The following is a 25,505-nucleotide window of genomic DNA, read 5'->3' on the forward strand; positions in this document are numbered from 1 at the left end:
AGCAACAGCTTAGAGATAGGGATCTGCTCGCCAGTCGACCAGTGGCGGCAGGACGATTCGTATCTTTCGGCCACGCGGGATGATGAAATGAAGCGGAAGATTCTTGTCCTTGGCGGAGCCCATATCGACAGGCGCGGACGCATTTCAGGAGACACCGTGGCTGGCGCCAGCAATCCAGGTACATGGTTCGAGGAGCCGGGCGGCGGCGGCTTCAATGCCGCTCGCAATCTTGCCCGGTTGGGCTTCGACGTGACGATGATTTCGCCCCGCGGCGGTGATCCGATCGGCGAGATGGTCAGTGAGGCTGCCGACTTCGCCGGCGTTGATGATCGCCCCTTTGTTTTCCTCGATCGCAAGACGCCGAGCTATACCGCAATCATCGAGAACGACGGAAACCTGGTGATTGCGCTTGCCGACATGGATCTCTACCGCATGTTCGTGCCGAGGCGCCTCTCGATCCGTGCCGTCCGCGATGCCTTTGCCGCGACCGATTTCATCCTCATCGACGCCAACCTGCCAGCAGAGACGCTGGCATCGATCGTCGAGCGTGCGAAGGTGCTTGGCAAGCCGGTGGGCGCAATCGCAATCTCGCCGGCGAAGGCCGTCAAGCTCAAGCCGTGCATCGAAGGGATCGACTACCTTTTCCTCAACGAGGCTGAGGCTGCCGCATTGACCGGCGAGCGCCCCAACGATCCAGCACACTGGCCGTCACTGCTGGGTGACATCGGTTTGCGCGGCGGCGTCGTCACGCGCGGACAACGCGAGCTGATCGCCTTTGCGGATCGCCACGCGATAGCCCTGCAGCCCGCAAATCTGGAAGGCGTCGCGGATGTCACCGGCGCGGGAGACTCGCTTGCAGCCGGCGTAATCTCAGGATTGATGCGCGGGATTTCCTTGGTCGATGCCGTTCGCGAAGGCGCCGCAGCAGCAGCGCTGACCGTACAATCGCCGCATGCGGTCAATGAAAACCTTTCCCCGGATCTGATCAGGGAGACACTTTCCCTTGTTCCACCGGCGAGAATTTTGCATTGAAGGCCGTACCGATGAAATGGAAGAGACAATGACGAAACCGTTCTCCCCCCTCCTGCCGATCGCCTATTCCAAAGAAGTCGCAAGCGCCAAGCAGCGCGGCGCGCCGATCGTGGCACTTGAATCGACCATCATCACGCATGGCATGCCCTACCCCGGCAACATCGAGATGGCCCGCAGCGTCGAGGCGCTCATTCGTGAGCAGGGTGCCGTGCCAGCCACTATCGCGGTCATTCACGGAACGCTGCATATCGGCCTCGAATCCGATCAGCTGGAGCAACTGGCGCAGGCCAAGGACGTCCTCAAGGTTTCTCGCGCCGATCTCGCCTTCGCGATCGCCGAGCGCCGTCACGGTGCAACGACCGTAGCAGCGACCATGATCGCCGCCGAGCGTGCCGGCATCAAGGTCTTCGCCACCGGAGGCATCGGCGGTGTTCACCGCGGCGCTGAGGAAAGCTTCGATATTTCCGCTGACCTCGAGGAACTCGGCCGCACCGGCGTCATCGTCGTCTGCGCCGGCGCCAAGGCTATCCTCGACATTCCGAAAACCCTGGAGGTGCTGGAAACCGCGGGCGTTCCTGTCGTCACCTATGAAAGCGAGGAATTCCCCGCCTTCTGGTCCCGTGCCTCGGGATTGCGCAGTCCACTGACGCTGAACAGCCCGGCCGCCATCGCCAACTTCCAGACGGTGCGCGAGCAGCTCGGCATTGACGGCGGCATGCTGATAGCCAACCCCGTGCCGGAGGCGGACGAGATCCCCCGGGAGGAAATGGAGATCTACATCGAGCGCGCGCTCGATAGCGCAGAGCGCGATGAAATCAGCGGCAAGGAAGTGACGCCTTACCTGCTCAGCACGATCTTTGACCTGACCGACGGCCAGAGCTTGAAGACCAACATTGCGCTCGTAGAAAACAACGCGCGACTGGCGGCAGAAATTGCCGTCGCGCTGGCTGGCTGATCGTTTAGAAAGGGGCGCTGCGGCGCCCCTTAACTGTCCAGCGTCTCTTTGACGACAACGGCAAGCTGCTTCAGGGAGAACGGTTTCGGCAGGAAGCCAAACTTGGAATCCGGCGGCAGGTTGCGGGCAAACGCGTCTTCGGCATATCCCGAAACGAAGATGAACTTCAGGTTCGGATAGTTCTTGCGCAACTCGCGCAGCAGCGACGGACCATCCATCTCCGGCATCACGACATCTGAAACGACAATGTCGACCTTGCCTTCGAGCTCCTCCATGATATCGAGCGCCTCGACGCCAGACCCGGCCTCGTAAACCGTATAGCCGCGTGTCTCGAGCATGCGCTTGCCCCCACGACGCACTGCTTCCTCATCCTCCACCAGGAGAATAACCGCTGAACCCGTTAGGTCCTCGGGTTGCTCGACCGGTGCCGGCGCCTGTTCCGCAAGCGCGCCGATAACAGGCGTGACGGCATCACCTTCGGCGGCAACCGCTGGCTCGACAATGTGGCGCGGCAGGAAGACGCGGAATGTCGTGCCTTTGCCAACTTCCGACTCCGGCTGAATGTAGCCACCTGATTGCTTGACGATGCCGTAGACCATCGCGAGACCAAGGCCCGTTCCCTTGCCCACCTCTTTTGTCGTGAAGAAGGGCTCGAAGATCTTGTCCATGATCTCGGGCGCAATGCCGGTCCCGTTGTCCGAAACCTCGACGAGAACCATGTCTTCATGCGGCATGTAGGAATAGTTGAATGCCGCGACCTCTTCCGCCGTCACATTCTTCGTACGAAGCGTGAGCTTGCCGCCCTGCGGCATGGCATCTCGGGCGTTGACGCAAAGGTTGATCAGCACCTGTTCGAACTGTGACAGGTCGGTCTTCACAGGCCAGAGATCGCGGCCGTACTCGACATCAAGCTTCACATTGGTACCGGAAAGCAGGCGGTCGACCAGCATCCTGAGGTCGCCGACCACGTCAGTCAGATTGAGCACCGTCGGTCGCATTGTCTGCTTGCGCGAGAAGGCCAGTAGTTGCCGAACAAGCACGGCGGCACGATTGGCGTTGCGCTTGATTTCCATCAGGTCGGCAAAGCCCGGGTCGGCGGGTCGCGCCTGTAGCAGCAGATGATCGGAGGAGAGCAGGATGGCCGTCAGAACGTTGTTGAAGTCGTGCGCAATGCCACCGGCCAGCGTGCCGACCGCGTTCATCTTCTGCGTCTGCGCCATCTGCGCCTCAAGCGCCTTCTGCTCGGTCACCTCGACGGCATAGACGATCGCGGCCTCTTCCGGCGCCTCGTCGCTCTGATCGATCACCGCGTTGACGTAGAAGCGGAAATGGCGGGCTTCATCCGTTGGCGTACGAGAGTCGATCGGCGGGATATCGCCCTGCCGATCCTTCGCCGCCGCAAGCGCCTGCTGCAGTTTCGACTTATCGCTGTCCTGGACAATGATTTCGAGTAAGGCGCCGTTCTCGACGTCATTCCGGGAGACAATCCCGGAAAACAGTTTCAGGAACGGGGCATTGGTTCGCAGGATACGGCCTTCGCCATCGACCGAGGCAATTGCCATCGGCGTGTTGTTGAAGAAACGAGTAAACCGCATCGCGGCCGCCGTCCCCGACTGATCGTTCTCGCCGCTTTTCTGCCGCGTCAGAACAATCGACCGGCTTTCTCCCGGAGCACCATCGCGCATCGACGTCACGCTGTGGACGATCTGGGCCGGCAGACTCTGGCCGTTCATCTTCTTCAGGTCGAGATCGAGCGTTACCGTCTTTTTCAGGCCCGGATCAGCCTGCACCGATTGGATGAGCGCAAGTCCCTCGCCTGCGACGAAATCGCCGATCGTTACGGAGCCTGGAACGAATTTGGTGAGATCGATGCCAAGCCATTCCGCCAGCGTTGCATTGAGGTAGAATATCTCCCCTTTGCGACCGGCCGAAAAGAACCCGGCTGGCGCGTGGTCAAGATAGTCGATCGCATTTTGCAGTTCCTTGAAGAACCGCTCCTGATCGTCACGCTCGGATGTGATGTCGCTGATCTGCCAGATGTGGAGTGGCTTGCGCCCGATCTCCTCGCTCTGCAGAGTCCGCGCTTTGAGGCGGTACCAATGCGCTCCTGCACCGTTCGTCGAGGGGCCCAGCGACCGCAACAGGCGGAACTCCTCACTGCCCTCCCGCCCTTCGCGAAGCCCGTTGGAAAGACGATAAAGCGCCTCGTTCGATTCCCGATGACGCGACAGCAGCGCTTCGAGCGTCTGAACTTCTGTCGATTTGCGGGCGCCTGTCAACTCGCCATAGGCCGCGTTCGCATAGACGATGCGCCCTTTGTCATCGGTAATTAGCGACCCATCGGGGTGGCTGTTCAGAAATGCCCGCGCGAGGCTATCGGACTGCCGCTGCGGCATGACCTCGATAAAGCCGATCACCGACGACACGAGGAAGAAAATCCCGACCATGGCAAGCACGCCAAGAACGCCAAGCACCATTTCGTTGTCGAGAGAACTTTTGAAAACAACGAATGCAGCGGCTGCACCGATCAGCACAAGCGCAAGCAGGATGATCCGCAAGGCCGTTCCCGTGCGGCCCCCGCGGTCCAAGAGCGGTTCGCTATAATCGTCGGCCTGACGCGGTCTCGTCATCTATTCCCTCGCATGGCCTGCCGGGCTTCACTCGTAATGGGGAGAAAGCAGGAATCAGGCGTCATTTCCTTCTTATCAATTTGCGGTCCCCGCAAAAACACTGGTCTCTGTGAAGACTGATTGAATTCACAACGAACAGCGCCAATTTCGCCATTAAAATGCGTTGTTAAGAAAGCATGTTCGAATTCCACTTCGGGTTGGCGTGACTGGACAAGGCCATCGGGACTTGTCTACGAAGTGGTAAAGTCGCCATGTGGTTCAAAACCGCGAAGGGAGTAAGCCAAGATGTTCGATAATCTCATGGGAGCCTATGGGAGCCGCTTCCTTCTCGCCGCCGGCGGCGTCGGCATAGCTCTATTGCTGCTGATTGTCGTGCTCTGGTTCATGCGAAACCGGGCGCCTTCGCCCTTCGTGCGGGGTGGCCGCAACCGTCAGCCACGGCTGCAGGTCCTCGATGCGGCGGCCGTCGATGCGCGCAGACGCCTCGTCCTCGTCCGCCGCGACGATGTCGAACATCTGATTATGATCGGCGGACCGACCGATATCGTCATCGAGAGCAAGATTGGCGAGGCCGCCGACAAGCCCGTATCGCTCGAGACAGCTCAATCGGCCGCTGCGCCCGCGCCGGTTGCTACCCCCGTGATGTCACCACAGCTCGAGGCCCCGCCCGAGCAGCCGGCGCCTGTTCGCATCACGCAGGCGGAACCCCAGGATGCGCTACCGATCCGCAGCCATACGCCAGCTGAAGCTTACGTGCCCGACCGCGCGCCGATCGAAGCCCGCCCGGAACCGGTTATCGTCGCCACGCCGCCCTCGCCTCCGCCCGTCATCGGCGAACGTGAGCGTGCCCCGCGTCCGGCACCATCATTCGAGCCACGCCCGGAACCGCGCCCGGCGCCGGCCCCGATCGAGGCCTCCGCTGCCGCAGACATTCTCGATTCGGCCCGCGAGCGTGTGCTTTCGCAACAGCGCATCGAGCCGCATGTCACCCCTCCGTCGGTCCGGAACGCGCCCGCGCCCGTGCAGCCCTCATCGGCATTCGTCGAGGTTGGCACGCTAGCGCCGGCTGCACAGCCCAGCGACTTCCAGCGCATCCTCGAGGAAGAAATGACAAGTACACTTGCCGCCGAGCGCATCGTGCCGACGCCACAGGTGCCCGCTGCAAGACCCGCTCCGGCGCCCGGTAACCTGCCGCGCCGTGATCCTGACATGGCGCCGCTCACAGGTGCTGATGCCGCGCTTCAAAACGAGGTCGCACGCATCTTCGGCGAGATGAGCGTCAACCGCGACAAGTAGGCGGGTCGATCCCAAAAACAAAAGGGCACCGTGTTTCCGCGGTGCCCTTTTATCTTTTATGTCGGGACTATTCGTCCCGGTAAACCTTTTCCCGGCGCTCGTGCCGCTCTTGAGCCTCGATGGAGAGCGTCGCGATCGGTCGAGCGTCAAGCCGCTTGAGACCGATTGGTTCGCCGGTCTCCTCGCAATAGCCGTAGGTGCCGTCTTCGATACGTTGCAGTGCTGCGTCGATCTTGGAAATCAGCTTTCTCTGGCGGTCGCGGGCACGCAGTTCGATAGCCCGGTCGGTTTCGGACGATGCCCTATCGGCAAGGTCCGGGTGGTTTGCGCTTTCCTCGGCCAAGTGGTCGAGGGTTTCGCGCGCCTCTCTGAGAATGTCGTTCTTCCAGGCGACGAGCTTGGCTCTAAAGTAAGCCCGCTGATTGCCATTCATGAACTCTTCCTCTTCCGAGGGTACGTAGTTGCTAAGATCGATCTTCTCACTCAACGCGATTCTCCTGAAGAACATCTCATCTGGCGGGTGTATATCGCGAGCACTACGGTTGATTCAAGCCAAATACGCTAGGTAAACAGTTTTTTAAATCTGTCATATTTTTAAGCTAACAGGCTATTTTCTCACCCTTATTCCGCCGGATGCATATTCCTCTCCCGGTAACCCCATACTTTCCCAAGCCGGATTTAGGCGCGACACCTGCGGCCGCGGTTGACGCACGGGCCGCTCACCCGCTACTGAAAAAGTCCCTTCGACGTGGATTTTCCTATGGCCGCAATCACGCCTCCGCCTTCCCGGATTTATCTGCTGCGGCACGCCGAAGCCGCTTGGGCCGCACCTGGACAACGTGATTTCGACCGCCCGCTCAGCGACAAAGGCTATGCCGAGGCCGAACTCGTCGCCGACAGGGCCGCGGACAAGGGGTATCGGCCGGATCTCGTACTGAGTTCGACAGCGGCGCGTTGCCGGGACACGGCCGATGCCGTACATCGGGCCATGGGTTCCACACTCGACCTTCGTTTCGTCGACGAGCTTTATAATGCCTCACAGGACATCTATCTCGAGATCATCGATGCCCAGCAGGCGATCGACTCAGTCATGCTGGTGGGCCACAACCCGACGATGGAGCAAACGCTGGAAGCGTTGATCGGCCACGAGGCACTCTGTCAGGCATTGCCGACCGGCTTTCCGACGGCCGGTCTTGTGGTTCTGGACTATGACGGTGTGTCGGCAGGCTGGCGTCTCGTCGATTTCGTGATCGACTAAGCTCTTTTCGCGGAACGTCTTTTCGCGTCGATCCGGGGTTCCTATATGGCTTGTCACGATACAACCGGGATTCCGCCTTGCCGCCCAGCCTGACCTCCTTCACAGATGACGCGCGCATCGCCCTCGACAATTTCGCGGACCGGGCATCTGGCCTGATCAATCCAACTGTGCGCCTTGGCGTCACCGGCCTATCGCGCTCTGGCAAGACCGTCTTCATTTCCTCCCTCGTCCACAACCTGCTGCACGGCGGCCGGCTGCCGCTCTTCGAGCCAGTGCAGTCCGGTCGTGTCTCGGCGGTCCGGCTTGAGCAGCAGCCGGATGATGCAGTGCCGCGCTTCCAGTATGAAGATCACATCCGCTCCCTCGTGAAGGACCGCGTCTGGCCGGATTCCACACGCGCCATCTCGGAATTGCGCATCACACTCGAATATCAAAGTGCCAGCGGCTGGAATCGTCTCTTCTCGCCCGGTCGGTTGTCGATCGATATCGTCGATTATCCTGGTGAATGGCTGCTCGACCTGCCGCTGCTCGCAAAGAACTATCGCGCGTTCTGCGAGGAAACGATTGCTTTGGCCAAAACGGGCGTTCGCGCAGACCTTTCGCACGCTTGGCTGACACTCGCCCACACCGCGGACATCAGTGCTCCCGCCGACGAAATGCGGGCCCGCGACCTTGCAACTTCCTTTGCCGATTACCTCAAAGCCTGCAAAGCAGACGAACGCTCGCTTTCCACGCTCCCACCCGGCCGCTTTCTATTGCCTGGCGACCTCGATGGCTCTCCCGCCCTGACCTTTGCGCCGCTCGCGCTTCCGCCCGAGGGCAAAGCACAAAAGGGATCGCTGTGGGCGATGATGGAACGACGCTACGAGGCCTATAAATCGGTCGTCGTGAAGCCTTTCTTTCGCGAGCACTTTGCCCGTCTCGACAGGCAGATCGTGCTGGTCGATGCGCTGCAAGCCATCAACCGTGGCCCCGAGGCGGTACAGGACCTCGAACGCGCCCTGACGGACGTTCTTGCATGCTTCCGACCAGGCACGAATTCCTGGCTGTCTTCATTGCTTGGCCGCCGCATCGACCGCGTCCTGGTTGCCGCGACCAAGGCCGACCACCTGCATCATGAAAGCCACGACCGGCTCGACGCCCTCACCCGCCGCCTGGTTGAGCGCGCAGCTGAGCGCATTGGAATGGCGGGGGCAGGAATCGACGTCATGGCACTTGCCTCTGTCCGCGCCACCCGCGAAGCGACAGTGAAACGCAACGGTCATGACCTCCCGGTCATCGTCGGGACACCGATGGAGGGAGAAACCATTGGTGGTGAACGTTTCGATGGCCATAGGAAGACGGCGATATTTCCGGGAGACCTTCCTGCGGACCCGGAGAACCTGTTCGAGCGAATCGAATCTGGAGAGCCCGACACCTCGCTGCCCGATATAAATGTCGTGCGCTTTCGTCCACCGCACCTCGAAGAAACGGGCGGCGGCATAAAGCTTTCGGTCCCACATATTCGCCTCGACCGCGCCATGCAGTTTCTGTTCGGAGATCGCCTCGCATGATCAAGCCACCATCCGAACAGCCGGTCCACCGCGCGCCGGCCGCGTTTTCTTATGAAGAGGACCCAGCGGTCCGACCGACAATCGAGACCAAACACCGCCAGCGAAAGCCAGGCAGCTTCACCGACGAGGTCGTGCTGACCGCCGACGAGGACGATCCATTCCTCAATCCTGAAAAGGATGTCCCTCCCGTGCCGGTCGCCGTTCCCCGCAAGCGCGGCACGTCGTTTGCGAAAATCGCAGCGGCCGCATTCGGCATTCTCTTCTCGCTTGCCTTCGGCCTTTGGACCGACAGTCTTATCCGCAATCTTTTCAGCCGCGCCGATTGGCTGGGCTATGCGGCGCTCGCGGCGCTGGCGATCGGCGTTCTGGCTGTGATTGCCATCGTTGTTCGCGAAACAGCCGGAATGATGCGATTGACGGCTGTGCAGGGGATCAAGGCGGAAGCGGAGACCGCCATGGTCGAGGCTAAGCCGGCGAAGGCGCGCGCACTGGTCAAGCGCCTGGAAACCTTGCTGTCCGACAAGCCCGAGACGGCAAAAGGCCGAGCCACTCTCAAGGCGGCGGAAGCTGATATCATCGACGCGCCACACCTCATTGCCCTCGCGGAACGCGAACTCCTGGCCCCGCTCGACAGGCAAGCCCGAGCTCTGATCGTCAATGCATCGAAAAGGGTCTCCATCGTCACCGCTGTCAGCCCACGCGCCATCGTCGATCTGCTCTACGTACTTTATGAAGCTGCCCGACTCGTTCGCGCGATGGCGGAGCTCTACGGCGGTCGGCCTGGCACACTCGGCATGATCCGACTCATGCGAGATGTTCTGGCGCATCTCGCCGTTACCGGCTCAATCGCTGTCGGCGACAGCCTTGTGCAGCAGGTGCTCGGCCATGGACTGGCCTCGAAACTGTCGGCGCGCCTTGGCGAGGGCGTCATCAACGGCCTGATGACCGCCCGCATCGGAATCGCTGCCATGGATCTCTGCCGTCCCCTTTCCTTCCATGCCCTGAAACGTCCGGGAATCGGCGACTTCATCGGCGATTTGACTCCCTCGATGACGTCGCGCGACAAGAATTCCTGAGAATTGACGGTTTTGTTGCGCCCCGCCGCGTCTCAAACACGGCGTGGAAATACTTGTCGTGAATTCAATACTCTACCGCCACACTCTCACATTCCGCCAACTGCGAAAACGCCCCGCTCGTTAGTGTTTTCGGATGACGGGAAACCAACTGTTAACCATTATTCGGCAAAACTTGGCACCAGTTAAGCGATGGTGTCGCCAGGGAAAATCCATGTATTCGCGCAAGTTTCTTCTTCTTTTCGGGCTCGCTGCGGTGGCGCTGTCACCAGTCGCCGACATGGCCCCGTCCGCGACAGCTGCAACACGTGACAAAGCCTTCTTCGAGTCCGTCGCCGGCACCTGGCGAGGTCCCGGCGAGATCGTTGCCGGCAAGTACAAAGGCACGAAATTCACCTGCAATCTCGTAGGGGAACCGGTCAGCGCGGGCGGCACGGGTATCAAGCTTGACGGAAGTTGCAGGGTTGGTGTCTTCAAGCAGCCGATGACGGCGCTCATCACGCAGTCCGGCAGTTCCTATAAGGGCAAGTTCCTTGATGGTGCCGATGGCAAGGGTCTCGACGTCGTTTCGGGTGCGGTAACGCAGGATACGGTGGTCGTCGGCCTCAACCGCTCCAAGCTGAACGGCGCTATGATTGCTCGCGTCAAAGACGACAAGACCATGAACGTTACCGTTTCCGTTAAGGTCGAAAGCCAGATGATCCCGGTCATCGGCCTGACGCTTACGCGCCAACTCGACGAAATCGCCGTCGGCTCCGTCGAATAATTCCAACGCGTACCTGAAAGCGGCGGATTTCCCGCCGCTTTTTTGTTTCAGACGGTATGCCACCAAGTGCTGCGGTCATCGGCAACCTCGATCCCCTGCACATCAGCCTTCGTCAGCCATTCGCGAACCGGTGCCCCATTGACGAGCAGTTTCGGAGCAAAGTCGGCAAGCGGCATCAACACGAAGCCACGGTCCGTCATGCGCGGGTGCGGGAGTTCGAGACGCGGCGCCGATTGCACCACATCGGCATAGGTCAGGATATCGATATCGAGTGTTCGCGGTCCCCACCGCTCGATGCGCTCTCGTTTCATCCCTCGTTCGATATCGAGGCAGACGTCGAGAAGCGCCTCTGGAGCAAGCGTTGTCTGGACTTCAGCGCAAGCGTTGAAGAAATAGGACTGGTCGGTTTTGCCCCAGGGCGGCGTACGATAGAGCCGCGACACCGCTACCACCCGGCAATCGGACCGTCGGTCAAGCGCTCTTAGTGCGACCGCCATCGCATGGACGGGCTCGCCGAGATTGCCGCCGAGGCCAAGTGTTGCGGTCTTGAAAACGGACTCAGGCAAAGTGTTCGATGCTCACCTGGACGAAATCCAGAACACCCGGCACCGGCGCGTTCGGCTTGCGGACAGTAATCTTTGCACGCTTGACCTGCGGAAACTTTGCGCAAAGTCCTTTTGCTATATCAAGGGCAAGCGCCTCGATAAGGTAGCGACGCTTGCCTGTGACAATCTCCTCGATCACCGTGAAGGCGATACCGTAGTTGACCGTATCGTTGATGGAATCGCTCTCTAGAGCATCGCCGGCAATGACTTCGAGCTCGGCATCCACAAAGAAGCGCTGGCCGAGGAACTCCTCCTCGTCGTGAACGCCGTGGCGGGCAAAGAACGCACAGTTCTGAAGCGTGATTGTGTAAGTGGTGCTCATGCCGAGTGTCCTTGCTCCAAACTATAGCGCGCCGCGAGCATAGCATCAGCGATGGCCAAAGCATCCCTGTTGATTGCGACATCGTGCACACGAAAAATGACCGCTCCGGAAAGACGCAGCAACACGCTCGTCGCTGCCGTTCCTGCGTCCCGGTCGGCCGCTTCCCTGCCCGTGATGGCGCCGACAAAACGCTTGCGCGATGTCCCGGCAAGCAGCGGTAATCCAAGGCGGTGAAGTTCGCCGAAACGCACCATCAGCTCAATATTCTCTTCGGTATCCTTCGCAAAGCCGAAGCCCGGATCCAACACGATGCGATCCCTTGCGACCCCCGCGACCGATGCGATTTCGAGCGAGCGTTGCAGGAAGAGAAACTGGTCGGCGATCACGTCGGCAAGCTTCTCCCGTTCGCGGCCCGTGTGCATCAGGCACAGTCCTGCGCCGGTATCAGCAGCGATCTTTCCGATCTCCGGCTCCTTCTGCAATCCGAATACGTCATTGATAACATGCGCTCCCGCGCTGACCGCAAGCCGGGCGGTCTCGGCCCGATAGGTGTCGATCGAGATCAACGCATCGGTCTTGCTGCGCAACGCCTCGATCACCGGCAGGACTCGTGCCTGCTCTTGCAGGGGAGTGACGATATCCGCGCCGGGACGTGTCGACTCGCCGCCGATATCGATGATCTGAGCCCCCTCCTCGGCGGCCTGAAGCGCGTGCGCAACAGCGGCATCGACAGTGTCGTAACGTCCGCCATCAGAGAAGGAATCCGGCGTCGCGTTGACGATCGCCATAATAACGGCGCGTGTGCCCAGTTCTATCTCACGGCCATGCCCGACGCGCCAGAAACTGCTCCCAAGCTGTGCCAACGGCAATTCATCCTATCGATCGAAAAAGGCGCCAACCATATTGCGCTGGCCGTGCCTATGCCCCAAGCTCCGCCAAACTTCAACATGAGTATCTGCAGAATGCTTTCCGTACCGCGTTATATGCCCTTCGTGCTCGGGTTTTCCATGGTCGTACCAGCGTGTCCTCCGGCCTCTGCCGCCGTCATTGCGACCAAGAGCTACTCCTACTTCGCGATCGGGGGCAAAACCGCGGATCAGCTCGATCAACAGCTGAGCTCCAACGGACCGACGGCAAGCGGGTCGTCAGCCCGCCATCCCGGCGCGACCAAAATCCGTTTTGGCGGCGACGCCACCTATGTCCAGACGGGCGGCAAGTGCAAGGTTGGCAACGCCAAGGTAACGGTCCATACGCAGATTATCCTGCCGCGCTGGACAAACCGCAAAGGCGCCAGCAAACAGCTCTCTATGGTCTGGGATGCACTCTCGAGCGACATTAAGCGCCACGAAGAACGCCATGCCGAAATTGCCCGAAACCAAGCGCGCGTCATGGAAAGACAGATTCTCGCTCTACCGCCACAACCCAATTGCGAGCGGATGCAGGAACTCGTCACCGACGTATCGACGCGCGGCATCGAGGAACACGATCGGCTGCAGGCCCGATTCGACCGAGTCGAAGCTGCCAATTTCGAGAATCGGATGATGAGGTTGCTCGACCACCGGCTAAAAAAATCCGGCGGCGCAAGATAGCCGATTCTTGGGTCAAAAACGATCACAGAAGTTTAGCCGCGCAACAAAACTTGTGTGAAACCGCTGTCGCCCCAGTGTTTTAGTGGTTATTTCTCGGTCTAGCTAAATCAACCACAACGCGGTAATATTCAAACATTCGAAAGTTCAGGTCGGTAAGCTCGAACTTTCGCTCCTGGGTTCTCCTGGCGCGTTGCGAAGCCGCGGATGATCCTCCCTCGTCCGTAGGTAATGCGCCTACCTCGCCTCGCTCGTCTAACGGCCAGCGAGGCTTTTTTTGGGGAGTGCAGTGAAATTAGGCCTGCCGCTCGGGCACGTGGACGGTGAGGCCATCCAGGGCTGCCTTCATCCTGATCTGACAGGAAAGGCGCGACGTCGGGCGCACGTCAAACGCGAAATCGAGCATATCTTCTTCCATGGCCTCGGGCGGACCAACGCGCTCCGTCCACTCGTCGTCGACGTAGACATGACAGGTTGCGCAGGCGCAGGCGCCGCCGCACTCCGCCTCGATGCCCGGCACCGAATTGCGCACGGCATTTTCCATAACAGTCGATCCCTGATCGACATCAAGATCGAAGCGCGTGCCGTCGAAGGCGACAATGGTCAATTTGGGCATGATGATTTCCGGTGGTCGTCAATGGGAGGGTCTGGATTTTTCTTCCAACAAATCGCCGAGGCAGTCAACATCGACCGCTCGATGCTCTTCATCACAAATTGAGAAGCGACGCGCTTGTCAAAATGCGCCATGCCGAAGGTCACAAAAAGACCCGCTGCCCTGAAATGGGCCAGCGGGTCTTTTACCCATGTTGACTTTGCATCGATTAGCGGCAGAGCTTGAGAATAAAATTCTCGGCTTCGATTACCGCAATGCCGACCGCCGCCATGCTGGCAGCGTCGCCGCAATTACCCTCGAGCGCTTCGGCTGCCGCATGAACACGAAACGCGCCAATGGCTCCAGCCGCGCCCTTGAGGCGGTGTGCCGCGGCTTCTATAATCTTGGCATCGCCGGACGACATCTCCTGCAGGCAAGCCCGCGCCTGCCGCGCAAACATCTGCAGGACTTCGATTTCCAGGCTCTTGTCGCCCATTGTCTGATTTGCCAGATGCACCAGATCGACCGGACGTTCGTGCGAAGGGCGAGGCCCCTTGCAATTGTCGGGCGCCGCGAACGCAATACTGACTGCTGCCATGTGCCAATTCTCCCGTCGTCTATCCCGCCGTTTCATCATCGTGCGGGGTACTGGATGGGAATCGCGTTAAATTCCGGCACATTCAGGGCGGATTTCTCGGGATATGGTTAACGCCCGATAAACGGCGTTAACTCTTTGGTTTTTAAAGACGCACATTTCTTAAATGATGTTAACAAGACCTTAATACCGGGGGATTTGACCGGTTGCGTTAATTGTCTAGCAGTCGCGGATGTGTCACTACGATACTACTGGGCGAGCTTGCCGGCACCTGCCTTTGCTCGCCAAGTGGATAATGGTAATGTTTTGATACCGTCTGTATGAAAAAGCAGCTATCCACTCTGAAATGATATGCTTATCCGTCCTCGGCAATGTGGGCGGGCGGGCTCAGAGGCTAAGGTTTTGTTCGGGCTCGGCGGGAAGCCCGGATGCGTTGTTGAACCGGCTGGGATGTAACGAGGCGTAACGTAAATGGCGAACAACAAGTACAACGAGTCGATCGAGGACAAGGCGTTCAAGGCATTGGACGAAGCGCTCCAGATCGACTTCGGAGAAGACGATACGCTGTCTCGCAACGGCAAGACCGACGCCCCGGAGGCCAAATTGTCCGAAACACCAAGTGCCCGCAATCAGCAGAGCCAAACAGACGCCAAGCGTGCCCGTGCCGCTAACACGCCTCGCCAGCCCGAACAGCCGTCGCGCGCGCCCTCCTTCGCGGCCAACGATGCCAACCGCATCTCGCCGGCTTCGCTCCTGAAGTCCCTGGAGAACGGCACCAGCCGCTCGGCAGTGCGCAACGCAACGCTCGTGTCGCTTCTCTGGATTGTCGCGGGACTTGGCCTGATGGCCCTGCTCTACTCGCCCCAGATCTGGCAGATCCGCTCCCTCGCCGATCTTTTGGCGCTTCCGGGTGTCATCGCCGGCTTCATCGGCATCATTGTGCCGGTACTGTTGTTCTATGCCTTCGCCGTCATGATGGCCCGCGCCCAGGACATGCGCAACGCAGCACGTTCCATGGCCGAAGTCGCGCTTCGCCTCTCCGAGCCGGAAACCGTCGCTTCCGAACGCATCATGACCGTCGGCCAGGCCGTTCGCCGCGAAGTCTCCGCCATGAATGAAGGCATCGAGCGTACTATTGCGCGCGCCTCGGAGCTTGAAACCCTCGTCCATTCCGAGGTCAATGCGCTTGAGCGGAGCTACGCCGACAATGAATTGCGCGTACGCGGCCTCGTGCACGAGCTCGGCTCGGAGCGCGAAGCGATCGTTAATCACGCCGAGCGCATCCGCACGTCGATCGCCGGCGTGCACGACCAGCTTAAGGAAGATCTGTCGCTTGCCACGGAAGAGATCGCCGTACGCCTAGCGACTTCAGGTGAAGCCTTCGCATCGATGATCGACACGCGCGCCGCGGCGATCACTGAAAAATCCGAGTCGGCGATCCAGTCGCTCGGCACGCTGCTGGCGGCAAAGACGGATTCGCTGCTCCAAACGCTGACCTCGTCTGGATTTGCGCTAACAAACGAATTCGACACCCGACTGGACTCCCTCACGTCGAGCCTCAGCGAACACGGAGAGCAGATCCTCCGGCAGTTCGAGACGCGTGCGTCCACGATGGACAGCAACGCCGAGAAGCTCAATGCCGCGCTGAACGACCGCGCCCGTCAGCTGAACGAGATCCTGATTGCCCGCACCCGTGAGATCAACGAGAGCCTGACCGGTGGCGAGCGCACGATCAGCACCACGCTTGATGACGTCCTTTCCAAGCTCAACAGCGCACTGGACGAGAAGGGTTCGAGCTTCCGTCAGAGCCTACAATCGAGCGTCGACGACACTATTATGGACCTCGATCTTCGCTCCGGCTTCTTTGACGAAAGGCTCCAGGCAACTGTCGCGCAGCTCTCGACCTCGTTCGATGAGCGTGTCGCGGAATTCGCCAATGCCTTCGACAAGCGCGCCGGCTCGCTCGACACGAAGCTGATGGAAAGCCTCAATCGCATCAACGACACGATGACCGGCGGTTCAGACGCGCTGAACGGTATCCTGAGTTCGAGCATCGAGCGCCTTGGCGCGTCGCTCACCGACCAGTCCTTCACGCTGGCCACCGCCCTTGCCACCAGCCAGGAAGTCATGGAAAGCTCGCTGGCGGGCAAGGTCTCGGAAGTCACCGAGGCCATCCATACGCATACGACGGGTATGACGTCTGCGCTCAGCCACGCCACCTCCGAGATCTCCCTGGCGCTCGCATCGGGCACGTCCGAACTCCACAACAATCTCTCCGCGCGCGCGACGGAATTCCGCGACACGCTGCTGTCCACGACCTCCGATCTAAGCTCCGCCGTCTCCGCTGGGACCGATCAGATCACCTCGGCCTTTGGTCGTGCCGACGAACTGAACACGATGATCTCCAGGCGCGCAGCAGATATTACGCAGGCGCTCGATTTCGCGCACGAGCGGATCGACGGAGTGATGACCGATCGCGGCGGCGCGCTGACGGCTGCCCTCGCGGAGAGCCAGGACCGGTTCGAGAGCACGCTTGCAAGCCGCTCCGAGGCAATCATCAGCGCAGTTTCCGGCAGCCATCAGCGCCTCGCCGACACCCTCGACGACAAGGCGATGACGCTGGCCATTTCGCTGGATGAAAGTCAGAACCGTTTCGAGGATACGATCGCCAAGCGTGCCGAAGCGATTGCCGCTTCGATCGCCAGCGGCCACGACAAGCTTGCCGACACTCTTGATGACAAGGCGATGGCACTCGCGATTTCCCTCAACGAGGGGCAGTCCCGCCTTGCCGACACACTTGGCCTTCATGTCGACGCGGTCGCAAACCAGCTCGCCGGCAGCCACGAAAAGCTCAGCGAAGTGCTTGACGACAAGACGATGGCGCTCGCCATCTCTCTCAATGAAAGCCAGACGCGCCTTGCCGACACCCTCGGACATCACGCTGAGACCATCGCGAACCAACTGGTCGGCGGCCACGAGAAGCTCACAAAGGCTCTCGACGATCGGGCAATGGCGCTTGCCATTTCCCTCAACGAAAGCCAGACCCGTCTCGAAGACACGCTCGGCCATCACGCGGAAACGATCAGCAACTCGCTTTCCGGCGGACATGACCGGATCACCGAAGCGCTCGACGACCGCGTCATGGCACTCGCCGTATCCCTGAACGAAGGTCATAGCCGCATCGAGGATGCGCTTGGCCGGCGCGTCGATACCATCGCGAATTCGATTGCCACGGTTCAGGATCGTCTTTCGGATACGCTCGACGAGAAGGCCATGGCGCTCGCGATCTCCTTCAGCGAAAGCCAGGGCCGCTTCGACGACGCACTGGAAGCGCGTACCAATGCATTGCTTGACACGGTGGCCGGCGCTGAATCCCGCGTTGCCGGTGCCCTCGTTGACAAGTCGGACGCAATTCGCAGCGCCTACACCCAGAGCCAGGAACGCCTCGAGCGCACGTTGAACGATCACGCATCGACGCTCGCCAACACGCTTTCGAGCGGCGGAGACCGCATCGAGCAGCTGACCGGCGGTGCTGCCGCCCGCATCGAAGACAGCCTGAGCAACGCGCACCGGCGGCTGGAAACGTTACACGGCGACGCAGCCACGCGCATCGAGGGCGGTCTGGATTCGGCTCACGAACGCATTCGCTCGACGCTCACCGATCGCGAACAGGCGATCAATCTCGCGCTGACCGATGCTCACACTCGCCTCAATGACACGCTTTCCGACCAGGCGACGACCATTGGCGCATCGATCGCCACCAGCGTCGGCATGCTGGAAATGTCGCTGGAAGACCACGAGGCTTCTCTTCGCCAGACGATCGACAACAGTGGCCGAGCTCTCGAAGATCGCCTGCGCGACAGCACCGGCCATATTGCCGGTCGCTTCCAGGAGGCTGCAGGCGAGATCTCGCGCACGGCAGAAACCTTCTCCTCGCAGCTCGATCAGTCGATCGAGGGCATGACCGGTCGCTTTGCCGAAACCGGTTCTCGCGTCGAGGCTGGCCTTACGGCCCTCGAAAACCGTATTCGCGACGGCGTTGGCGGCGTGGCTGAGCAGGTCGACGCGGCTGGCGGTCGCCTCTCAAACACCTTGTCCGACGGCATCTCGCGTCTCGGAACGATCGGCGAAGAAGCGACCGGCCGCATTTCGGCAGCGCTTGATGAGAGCGCTGCTAAGTTTGCCGCGACGATCGATGGCCGCACGGCCAACCTCACATCGGAGATCGACAGCCGCACGACCAATCTGACGTCCGGTATCGACACCCGCACGGCAAGCATCGGCGAGGCGATGGAGCGCGGCAGTGCTCGCATCGAGGAGCGTCTCTCGACGATGGACCGCGCTCTGACGGTTGGCCTCGACGCGGTCAATCGCACGATTGAAGGCAAAGCTGCCAGCCTCGCCGCTTCGCTGCGTAGCGCCGTCGCCGAGACAACCCAGGGCATTGACGAAGAAGCAGCCCGCGCCGCCGAAAGTCTCGGCCGTACCGGCCAGCAATTTGCGGAGAGCCTCGAAGCCAAGAGCAACGAGTTCAGCCGCACGATCGAAGAGCGTTCCGAACGGATCGTCGGTCGCGTGTCCGAAGCGCAGAACCGTTTGGCCGGCCAGGCAGCAGCCGTCGCTCAGACCTTCTCGGAAGCAGGTAATGCAATCATCAACAAGGTTGCGGAAGCCGAGACCCTGGTCAGCGGCCAGGTGGGCGCCATCTCACGCGCGCTCGGCGACGCACAGGCAACCTTCGAAAGCCATGGCGCGGGCATCCGCATGACGATTTCCGACGCCAGCCAGGAAATCACCTCGACGATGGCCGAGGTCGAACGTGCTCTGGAAGCTCGCGGCAATGCGATCCGGTCAAGCCTCGAGGACCGCACGCGCGAAATAGACTCGACGCTCACCGACGTTGAAAAAGCGCTTGAAGCACGCGGCAACGCCATCCGCTCGACGCTCGACGATCGCACACGCGAACTCAACTCGATGCTTGCCGGCCGCAATACGGAGCTGTCGCGCATTCTCGACGAGACAGCACGCCCGCTGATCGATCGCTATGCCGACGCAGGCAAGGAGGCCGCAGCGCGTATCACGGCGGCAACCGAGCGCAGCACCGAGCGTCTGCGCAGCGAGAATGAGGCCCTGATCAATGCGATCGCCGCACGCACGGAGAGTGCATCCTCGGCCGTCGATGCAATGGAAAACAGCCTTCTTGCCAACGTCAACAAGCTCATCGAGCGCCTGTCGGACAACAGCTCCGCCATGGGGCAAATGATGAGCAGCGCAGCCGAAAACCTGGCAGCAGTGGACGGTCGCCTTGGCGATACGACATCGCGTTTCACTGAATCGGCATCGAAGGCAGCAGAGATGGTTTCGGCCTCAACGCGCCTGCTCGAAGGCAAGGTCGATCGCCTATCCGATATTTCGGGTCAGACTCTTGCTCAGGTCGGTGGCATCATTGGCCGGTTCGACGAGCACTCCAAGGTGCTCGGCCAGGCATCCGGCCTGCTCGCGGCCGCTCAATCGAATCTTGTTTCGACGCTCGAGGATCGCGAGACTGCACTGCAGAACCTCTCGGTTGGCCTTGTCCAGCGCTCGGAGGAAATCGAGAAGACCATGCGCTCCCTGGGCGGTATGGTCGAATCCGCCTTCGACCGCGCCGAGCAGCGCTCGAACCAAGTTAGCGGTACTCTGCGCGAAAGCGTGCAGTCCTCGTTCTCCGACATCGGCCGCGTTCTTTCCGAGACCGAAAAGCGTGCGGAGGAAGCAGCCGCGACCATGCGCGCGGCGCTCGTCAAGGCCGGAGAAGAAGCCAACGCGACAATCGACGGTGCATTCGGCAACGCCGAGCGTCGTTCCGGTGAGCTCTCGAACCGCTTGCGCGGCGGCCTGACAGCGTCCCTGTCGGAAGTCGAGCGTATGCTGGGCGAGGCAGGCCGCGCATCCGACGGCGCTGCCCAGACCATGCGCGAATCGCTGCGTGAAGCAGTCGAGGAGGCGGTATCTCGCTTCTCAGGTGCAACGGAAGAGATCCGCCGCTCCGCCGGCGATATCCGCAAGGAACTCGATATGACCCGCAGCGAGCTGAAGCGCGGCGCATTCGACCTCCCCGAGGAAGCTAAGGAAAGCGCCGCCGCCATGCGTCGCGCGGTCGCCGAGCAGATCAAGGCTCTGCAGGATATCTCGCACATCGTTGGCCGTTCGACGCAGCAGTTGGAAATCTCCGAGCCGGCGCCGCGGGCCATTGCTCAGCCTCAGCCAGCGCCGCGTCCTGCCCAGCCAGCCGTTACCCAGCAGGCTCTTCAACCTGCCACGTCGCCAGCCCCCGCACCTGCAGTAACGCCATCGCCGATCGAAAACTTCGGTCTGCGGGGTTCGCTGACACCGCCGACGCCAGCAACTGTGACTCCACAGCGAGCACCCGTTGCAGCGCCTGCTCCGGCAACGCCGGCAACCGGCGGCTGGATCAGCGATCTTCTGCGTGGCGCATCGCGCGAGGAAACCGCCGAGGAATCTCCGGCACGGCAACCGGCACCGCGCGCCGAGGCTACCGCAGCAGCACCGGCTCGCACCGCCGATAGCCGCAACCCGCGCCATGTCGTCGAGTCCCTGAACTCGCTTTCAGTGGATATCGCCCGCGCGATCGATCACGATGCGTCGGTTGACCTGTGGCGTCGCTACCAGCGCGGCGAACGCGACGTCTTCACACGTCGCCTTTACACGCTGAAGGGTCAGCAGACGTTCGACGAAATCAAACGCAAGTACGATCGCGAGCCGGAGTTCCGCACTGCAGTCGATCGCTACATCGCCGATTTCGAGAAGCTGCTGGCCGATGTGTCCCGCGGCGATCGCGACAAGACGATTACGCAGTCCTACCTGACCTCCGATACGGGCAAGGTCTACACGATGCTTGCTCATGCCGCGGGACGGCTGAAGTAAGACGTCCGGAAAACAAAGAAATGGCCGCCCGAGGGCGGCCATTTTGTATTTTGGGCGGCAGCTATCCGGCTGAGATCTGGATGAAGCGAGCGAAGCTCGTGCACAGCAAGATGGAACCCCATATAGCCTCATACCCCTGGCCGTTCCGGTCACAAAGCGCCCCGCGGCACTTACCGCCTGCCCGGTTGGACGTTAGATCGACTGCAGCGTCCAGTCGACGATCTGAGCAGCTGCGGCCGAGAAAGCACGATCGAGCGCCTTCACAAGACCATCGTTCGACCCGCTGGCGGGTACCTCTTGTCTGAACACTTTCTGAGCCCGTACAGTACCGCTGCGATCGTTCACGATCTTGGCTGAAATCTCAACCACCGCGCGGCTGCCACCGGTCGTATCGATCTCGAAGGAGCGAATATCCGTCACGAGCTGATAATCGATCGCGAGCCCCTGGCCGGGGACGCCGACGCCGCCGAGCTTGCCGGAATTCTCGTAGGCCTCGACCAGCTTCACCTGAACCATGCGAGGCAGCTTGTCACCCCATTGCGCCCTGGAAAGGTACTGTATTTGCGAAGGCGCCACCCGAACGACAATCTGTTCGCTGTCGATTGCCTTCAACGCGGTCGGTTGTTGCACCAGGATCTGCCGGCTTCTTGCCGCCGGTCCAGTTCCGGTCGCCGACCCCGAGAGATCATAGGTGTCGTTCTTCGCAGCCGTTCCGCAGCCGGCAAGGCCTGCCAATAGCGGCAACGCGATCGCGGTTCTGGATAGCCACGAACGACGCTGCAACAGATCCGATACGGCCATATGCGCTCCCCTAATATCCCTGTTAACGCCGCGTCCGGCCGTCATATTGCTTTACCGTATCCCCGCCGAAGATGAGCCGCTGCGGGTTGCGGTCGAAATCACTTATCGCATTGCTAAGGTTCTGGACGGTGGAGCGCGTGTCGTTGATAAGCGACTGCATATCGCGCAGGCCACCGCTGGAAAACTTCTGCAGATTGTCCGCAATCGGGCCGATCCGCGAATTGAGGTTGTCGGCCACCTTTTTGAACGAGGTGAGCGTGTCACGCGCCTGCGCAAAAAGCGACTGCGTATTGTCCGTTCCGAGCAGCGCATCGAGCTTGATCAGAATACCGTCGACGCGTGTGGACGCCGAATTCAGCTTGTTCGCCATCTGCGACACGTCCTGAATCGTCTGATCGATATCCTTCTGCCGAGCCGAAACGGTGTTTGCGACATCCTTGATGGACGCGACTGCACTGCGCGCATCCTTGGTCGCCTGGGAGATGTCGTCCACGGATCCCTTGACTTTCGCCGGATCGATCTGCGCTACCAGAGTATCCACCCGATCGAGTGTCGCCTGCGCCTTCTTGCCGAGATCGTTGTAGGTCGTTGCCGTCTCCTGGAATTTCTGGATCGCACCCTTGAAGTCGCCCGACGCATCGGCAACGTCGCGGCTGACCTTCTCGGCATTGCTGAGAATAGTATCGATCTTCTTCGCATCGACGGCCTTCACGAGCGCTTCGACCGCCTCCAGCGTCGAGTCGACACGACCCGAGACTTTCCGAACCGTATCGGACAGTTGCCCGACGCTTTGCAGGAATGAATCAATATTGCCGGAATTCTTGGCCAACGCGTCGGAGAACGTCTCTGCATTCTGCAACGTCTTCGTCAGTGGTCCGCGTGCGTCCTTCACAAACCCCTGAACCTGCCCGATGGCATCGTTTGCGCGGTCGAGAATCTTGTCCGCCGTCGCCAGAAGGTTGGTCACGCTCGACTGGTCAGCGACGATCACCGCTCGCTTCCCTGTGTCAATCGACTGCTGAAGGATGTTCTTCTCGCCGATCTTACCGCCGGAGAGCTCGATGTAGGCGGCACCCGTCAGACCCTGGATTTCAAGGATGGCTTTCGTCGAGGGATAGATCGGCGCATCAACGCGCACCTCAGTAAACGCCAGCGAGAAGCTCGGATCGTCTGCATCGATCGACAGCGACTTCACCGAGCCGACCTGAATGCCGTTGAAGCGCACCGGCGAACCGACGCTCAGACCGTTCGCGGAGCCCGGGATGCGGACGATCAGTTCAGCCATCGGCCCGCCGCGCCCGTATTCAGCCATCCAGTAGACGAAGCCGAACGCCGCCGCGATAACAAGCACCGTGAAAAAGCCGACAATCGTGTAGTTCGCTTTTGTTTCCATCGTATCCGCTCACTTCCCGCGGCTATCTTGCGCCAGGCTGTCGTCGCCGGCGTGGCTGTTTTGCGGCACGATCGAGCGCGCCCTCTTGCCCTTGAAATAAGCCTGAACCCACGGATCATCGCAGGCCAGCATGTCGTCTATTGTTCCCTCGACCAATACCCGTTTCTTGCCAAGCACGGCAATGCGGTCGCAGACGGAGAAGAGGCTGTCGAGGTCGTGGGTGACCATGTAGACGGTCAGTCCAAGCGTGTCCCTGAGCCTTGCAATAAGCTCATCGAACTCCGCTGCCCCGATTGGATCAAGGCCTGACGTCGGTTCGTCGAGGAACACCAGCTCGGGATCGAGTGCCAGGGCGCGTGCCAGCGCCGCACGCTTGATCATACCGCCCGAAAGCTCGGAAGGGTATTTGTCGGCAGCATCAGCCGCGAGTCCAACCAGCCGGATCTTGAGCTGAGCCAGTTCGTCCATCAACGACTGCGGCAGATCCAGATACTCGCGCATCGGCACCTGGATGTTTTCCTTGACGGTCAGCGAGGAGAAAAGTGCCCCCTGCTGAAACAGCACACCGAGCCGCATGTCGAGCGCATTGCGCTGCGGTTCGTCTAGTTGATCGAAGTCCTGACCGAGAATCTTGATGGTGCCCGAGCGCCGCGGCAGCAGCCGAAGCACGGTCCGCATCAAGACAGACTTGCCCGTTCCCGACGCGCCGACAAAACCGAGAATTTCACCGCGATAGATATCGAGGTTCAGATTGTCGAGGACGACCTTCGACCCGAAACCGACGGTGACGCCACGCGCAGACAGCACGACTTTCCGCCCCTCGTTGTTTCTGGTCTCTGTCTGTTGTCCGTCCACGTACGATCCTTAGAAATTGATGGCCGCATAGAACATGGCAAAAAGCCCGTCCATGAGGATAACGACGAAGATCGCCTTCACCACCGACGCGGTCACATGCTGGCCAAGCGACTCGGCGCTGCCGCCTACCTTTAAGCCCTCGACCGCCGCAACGATACCGATAACCAGCGCCATGAACGGCGCCTTGATCATCCCGGACAGGACCGTCGACAGGGTGATCGCCTCATGCAGGCGGGCGATGAAGTTGGCGAAGGTAATGCCGGAGTAGGCCCAGGCAACCACGGCTGCGCCGGCGAGCGACGCAAAGTTCGCAATGACGGTCAACAGCGGCAGCGCCACCGTAAGGGCAACCAGGCGCGGGAAGATCAGCACGCCGACGGGATTGAGCCCCATCACCTTCAGCGCATCGACCTCCTCGCGCATCTTCATGGAGCCGATTTCGGCGGTGATGGCGCTACCGGAACGGCCAGCGATCATGATTGCCGTCAGGAGCACGCCGATTTCGCGAAGCTGCAGGATACCGACGAGGTCGACGACGAAGACTTCCGCGCCGAAATAGCGGAGCTGGAAGGCGCCCTGCTGCGCGATGATCGCGCCGATCAGGAACGACATCAGCAATATGATCGGCACCGCGCGTACGCCCATATGGTCGATCTGATTGACGATCGACGCCGGCGAGACCCCACTGCCGCGCCCGAACTTCATCTGTGCGCCGCGGACGGCGGAGCCGAGAATATACATCGCGGCTGCAAGGTTGTTCCATATCTCGAACGTGATCTTGCCGATCGGCGCGAAGATCCACTCCAGCCAGCTTGCGCCTTGCTGCGGTTCCTGCTCGGACAGCGGCGGCTCCTCGGAAAACTCCGCGATCATTTCGTCGATATGCGCGTTGCTGCCTTCGAAGCGCACGGTGCCACCTGCGCCTTCCACCTGCTTTTTCAGCCGGCACAGCAGCCAGACACCCGCCGTGTCGATGTCCGTCACGCCTGACAGGTCGAGGGTCACCTCGCCGCTTCGACCCGCAGTGAGCTTCTCGAAGTCGCGCAAAACGAGATGCAGGTTCGCGCTTCGCCAGTTCCCCTCGATATGAACGAGCTGGCCCGCGCCATGGGTCTGGTCGTCCACATGCAGTGAGGCGGCGTTACGGGTTTCGGACTTCAAAACGCTTGTGTCTTTCAAGGCTTACGGCGACATTGCCGACTCGCGAACTAGCGGTTCGCCGCTTCGGATCAATATACCCAAGCCACACCAAATTTCCATGCGCGC

20 protein-coding genes are annotated in these 25,505 nt (G+C 60.6%); 9 read left to right on the forward strand and 11 right to left on the reverse strand.

All coding sequences use genetic code 11. The features are described 5' to 3' along the window. Positions 1 to 87: 87 nt before the first annotated feature. Both ATY79_RS21135 and ATY79_RS21140 read left to right on the forward strand, forming a co-directional pair. Complete coding sequence (locus ATY79_RS21135; protein WP_088694269.1) at positions 88 to 1,032, forward strand: carbohydrate kinase family protein; 945 nt, start codon at positions 88 to 90, stop codon at positions 1,030 to 1,032. Between the two features lie 28 nt (positions 1,033 to 1,060). Further along, entirely contained in the window at positions 1,061 to 1,987 is a 927-nt protein-coding gene (locus ATY79_RS21140) for a pseudouridine-5'-phosphate glycosidase (RefSeq protein WP_088694270.1), read from the forward strand. Between the two features lie 29 nt (positions 1,988 to 2,016). Here ATY79_RS21140 and ATY79_RS21145 read toward each other — a convergent pair whose 3' ends face one another. After that, positions 2,017 to 4,617, reverse strand: coding sequence for a PAS domain-containing sensor histidine kinase (locus tag ATY79_RS21145; RefSeq protein WP_088704800.1), 2,601 nt, complete (start codon positions 4,615 to 4,617; stop codon positions 2,017 to 2,019). Between the two features lie 285 nt (positions 4,618 to 4,902). Here ATY79_RS21145 and ATY79_RS21150 point away from each other — a divergent pair, with 285 nt between their 5' ends. Beyond that, on the forward strand, positions 4,903 to 5,913 hold the full coding sequence (locus ATY79_RS21150) for a flagellar biosynthetic protein FliO (RefSeq protein ID WP_088704801.1): 1,011 nt from the start codon (positions 4,903 to 4,905) through the stop codon (positions 5,911 to 5,913). A 67-nt stretch (positions 5,914 to 5,980) separates the two neighbouring features. Here ATY79_RS21150 and dksA read toward each other — a convergent pair whose 3' ends face one another. Beyond that, positions 5,981 to 6,400 (reverse strand): RNA polymerase-binding protein DksA, encoded by a 420-nt coding sequence (gene dksA, locus ATY79_RS21155; protein ID WP_007532954.1) that lies wholly within the window; start codon positions 6,398 to 6,400, stop codon positions 5,981 to 5,983. Positions 6,401 to 6,673: 273 nt separating this feature from the next. Here dksA and ATY79_RS21160 point away from each other — a divergent pair, with 273 nt between their 5' ends. The 4 genes from ATY79_RS21160 (at position 6,674) to ATY79_RS21175 (ending at position 10,563) form a co-directional block, all read left to right on the forward strand. Next, on the forward strand, positions 6,674 to 7,171 hold the full coding sequence (locus ATY79_RS21160; RefSeq protein WP_088694273.1) for a histidine phosphatase family protein: 498 nt from the start codon (positions 6,674 to 6,676) through the stop codon (positions 7,169 to 7,171). A gap of 77 nt (positions 7,172 to 7,248) precedes the next feature. Then, a complete protein-coding gene (locus tag ATY79_RS21165) occupies positions 7,249 to 8,724 on the forward strand; it encodes a YcjX family protein (protein WP_088694467.1) in 1,476 nt (491 codons plus the stop codon). Further along, on the forward strand, positions 8,721 to 9,800 hold the full coding sequence (locus ATY79_RS21170; protein ID WP_088704802.1) for a TIGR01620 family protein: 1,080 nt from the start codon (positions 8,721 to 8,723) through the stop codon (positions 9,798 to 9,800). The genes ATY79_RS21165 and ATY79_RS21170 overlap by 4 nt, the downstream gene beginning before the upstream one ends. Positions 9,801 to 10,011: 211 nt before the next feature. After that, positions 10,012 to 10,563 carry a hypothetical protein gene (locus tag ATY79_RS21175; RefSeq protein WP_088694275.1) on the forward strand — a complete coding sequence of 184 codons (552 nt, stop codon included), beginning with the start codon at positions 10,012 to 10,014 and terminating at the stop codon, positions 10,561 to 10,563. 47 nt (positions 10,564 to 10,610) lie between these two features. Here the strand turns inward: ATY79_RS21175 and folK are convergent, their stop codons facing one another. The 3 genes from folK to folP are packed head-to-tail and all read right to left on the reverse strand — an operon-like array spanning position 10,611 to position 12,353. Further along, entirely contained in the window at positions 10,611 to 11,129 is a 519-nt protein-coding gene (folK, locus tag ATY79_RS21180; RefSeq protein WP_088704803.1) for a 2-amino-4-hydroxy-6-hydroxymethyldihydropteridine diphosphokinase, read from the reverse strand. Then, on the reverse strand, positions 11,122 to 11,490 hold the full coding sequence (gene folB / locus ATY79_RS21185; protein ID WP_088694277.1) for a dihydroneopterin aldolase: 369 nt from the start codon (positions 11,488 to 11,490) through the stop codon (positions 11,122 to 11,124). Before folB ends, folK begins: the two co-directional genes overlap by 8 nt. Continuing rightward, positions 11,487 to 12,353 carry a dihydropteroate synthase gene (folP, locus tag ATY79_RS21190; RefSeq protein WP_088694278.1) on the reverse strand — a complete coding sequence of 289 codons (867 nt, stop codon included), beginning with the start codon at positions 12,351 to 12,353 and terminating at the stop codon, positions 11,487 to 11,489. Before folP ends, folB begins: the two co-directional genes overlap by 4 nt. 99 nt (positions 12,354 to 12,452) lie before the next feature. Between folP and ATY79_RS21195 the strand changes: the two genes are divergently transcribed. After that, positions 12,453 to 13,079, forward strand: a complete 627-nt coding sequence (locus ATY79_RS21195; protein WP_088694279.1) for a DUF922 domain-containing protein — start codon at positions 12,453 to 12,455, stop codon at positions 13,077 to 13,079. Positions 13,080 to 13,371: 292 nt separating this feature from the next. Here the strand turns inward: ATY79_RS21195 and ATY79_RS21200 are convergent, their stop codons facing one another. Next, positions 13,372 to 13,692, reverse strand: a complete 321-nt coding sequence (locus ATY79_RS21200; protein WP_024312780.1) for a 2Fe-2S iron-sulfur cluster-binding protein — start codon at positions 13,690 to 13,692, stop codon at positions 13,372 to 13,374. A 205-nt stretch (positions 13,693 to 13,897) separates the two neighbouring features. Continuing rightward, positions 13,898 to 14,266: an Hpt domain-containing protein gene (locus tag ATY79_RS21205; RefSeq protein WP_088704804.1), complete on the reverse strand. Its 369-nt coding sequence runs from the start codon at positions 14,264 to 14,266 to the stop codon at positions 13,898 to 13,900. Positions 14,267 to 14,734: 468 nt separating this feature from the next. Between ATY79_RS21205 and ATY79_RS21210 the strand changes: the two genes are divergently transcribed. After that, a complete protein-coding gene (locus ATY79_RS21210; RefSeq protein ID WP_088704805.1) occupies positions 14,735 to 21,190 on the forward strand; it encodes a hypothetical protein in 6,456 nt (2,151 codons plus the stop codon). A gap of 192 nt (positions 21,191 to 21,382) precedes the next feature. Here the strand turns inward: ATY79_RS21210 and ATY79_RS21215 are convergent, their stop codons facing one another. The 4 genes from ATY79_RS21215 to ATY79_RS21230 are packed head-to-tail and all read right to left on the reverse strand — an operon-like array spanning position 21,383 to position 25,418. Then, on the reverse strand, positions 21,383 to 21,991 hold the full coding sequence (locus ATY79_RS21215) for an ABC-type transport auxiliary lipoprotein family protein (protein ID WP_088704806.1): 609 nt from the start codon (positions 21,989 to 21,991) through the stop codon (positions 21,383 to 21,385). A 22-nt stretch (positions 21,992 to 22,013) separates the two neighbouring features. Beyond that, positions 22,014 to 23,384 (reverse strand): MlaD family protein, encoded by a 1,371-nt coding sequence (locus ATY79_RS21220; protein ID WP_088704807.1) that lies wholly within the window; start codon positions 23,382 to 23,384, stop codon positions 22,014 to 22,016. A gap of 9 nt (positions 23,385 to 23,393) precedes the next feature. After that, positions 23,394 to 24,239 (reverse strand): ABC transporter ATP-binding protein, encoded by an 846-nt coding sequence (locus ATY79_RS21225; RefSeq protein ID WP_088694284.1) that lies wholly within the window; start codon positions 24,237 to 24,239, stop codon positions 23,394 to 23,396. 9 nt (positions 24,240 to 24,248) lie between these two features. Continuing rightward, positions 24,249 to 25,418 (reverse strand): MlaE family lipid ABC transporter permease subunit, encoded by a 1,170-nt coding sequence (locus ATY79_RS21230; RefSeq protein ID WP_189637229.1) that lies wholly within the window; start codon positions 25,416 to 25,418, stop codon positions 24,249 to 24,251. Positions 25,419 to 25,505: the final 87 nt, after the last annotated feature.

It is taken from the genome of Rhizobium sp. R693, from assembly GCF_002211315.1.
Lineage (GTDB): Bacteria > Pseudomonadota > Alphaproteobacteria > Rhizobiales > Rhizobiaceae > Rhizobium.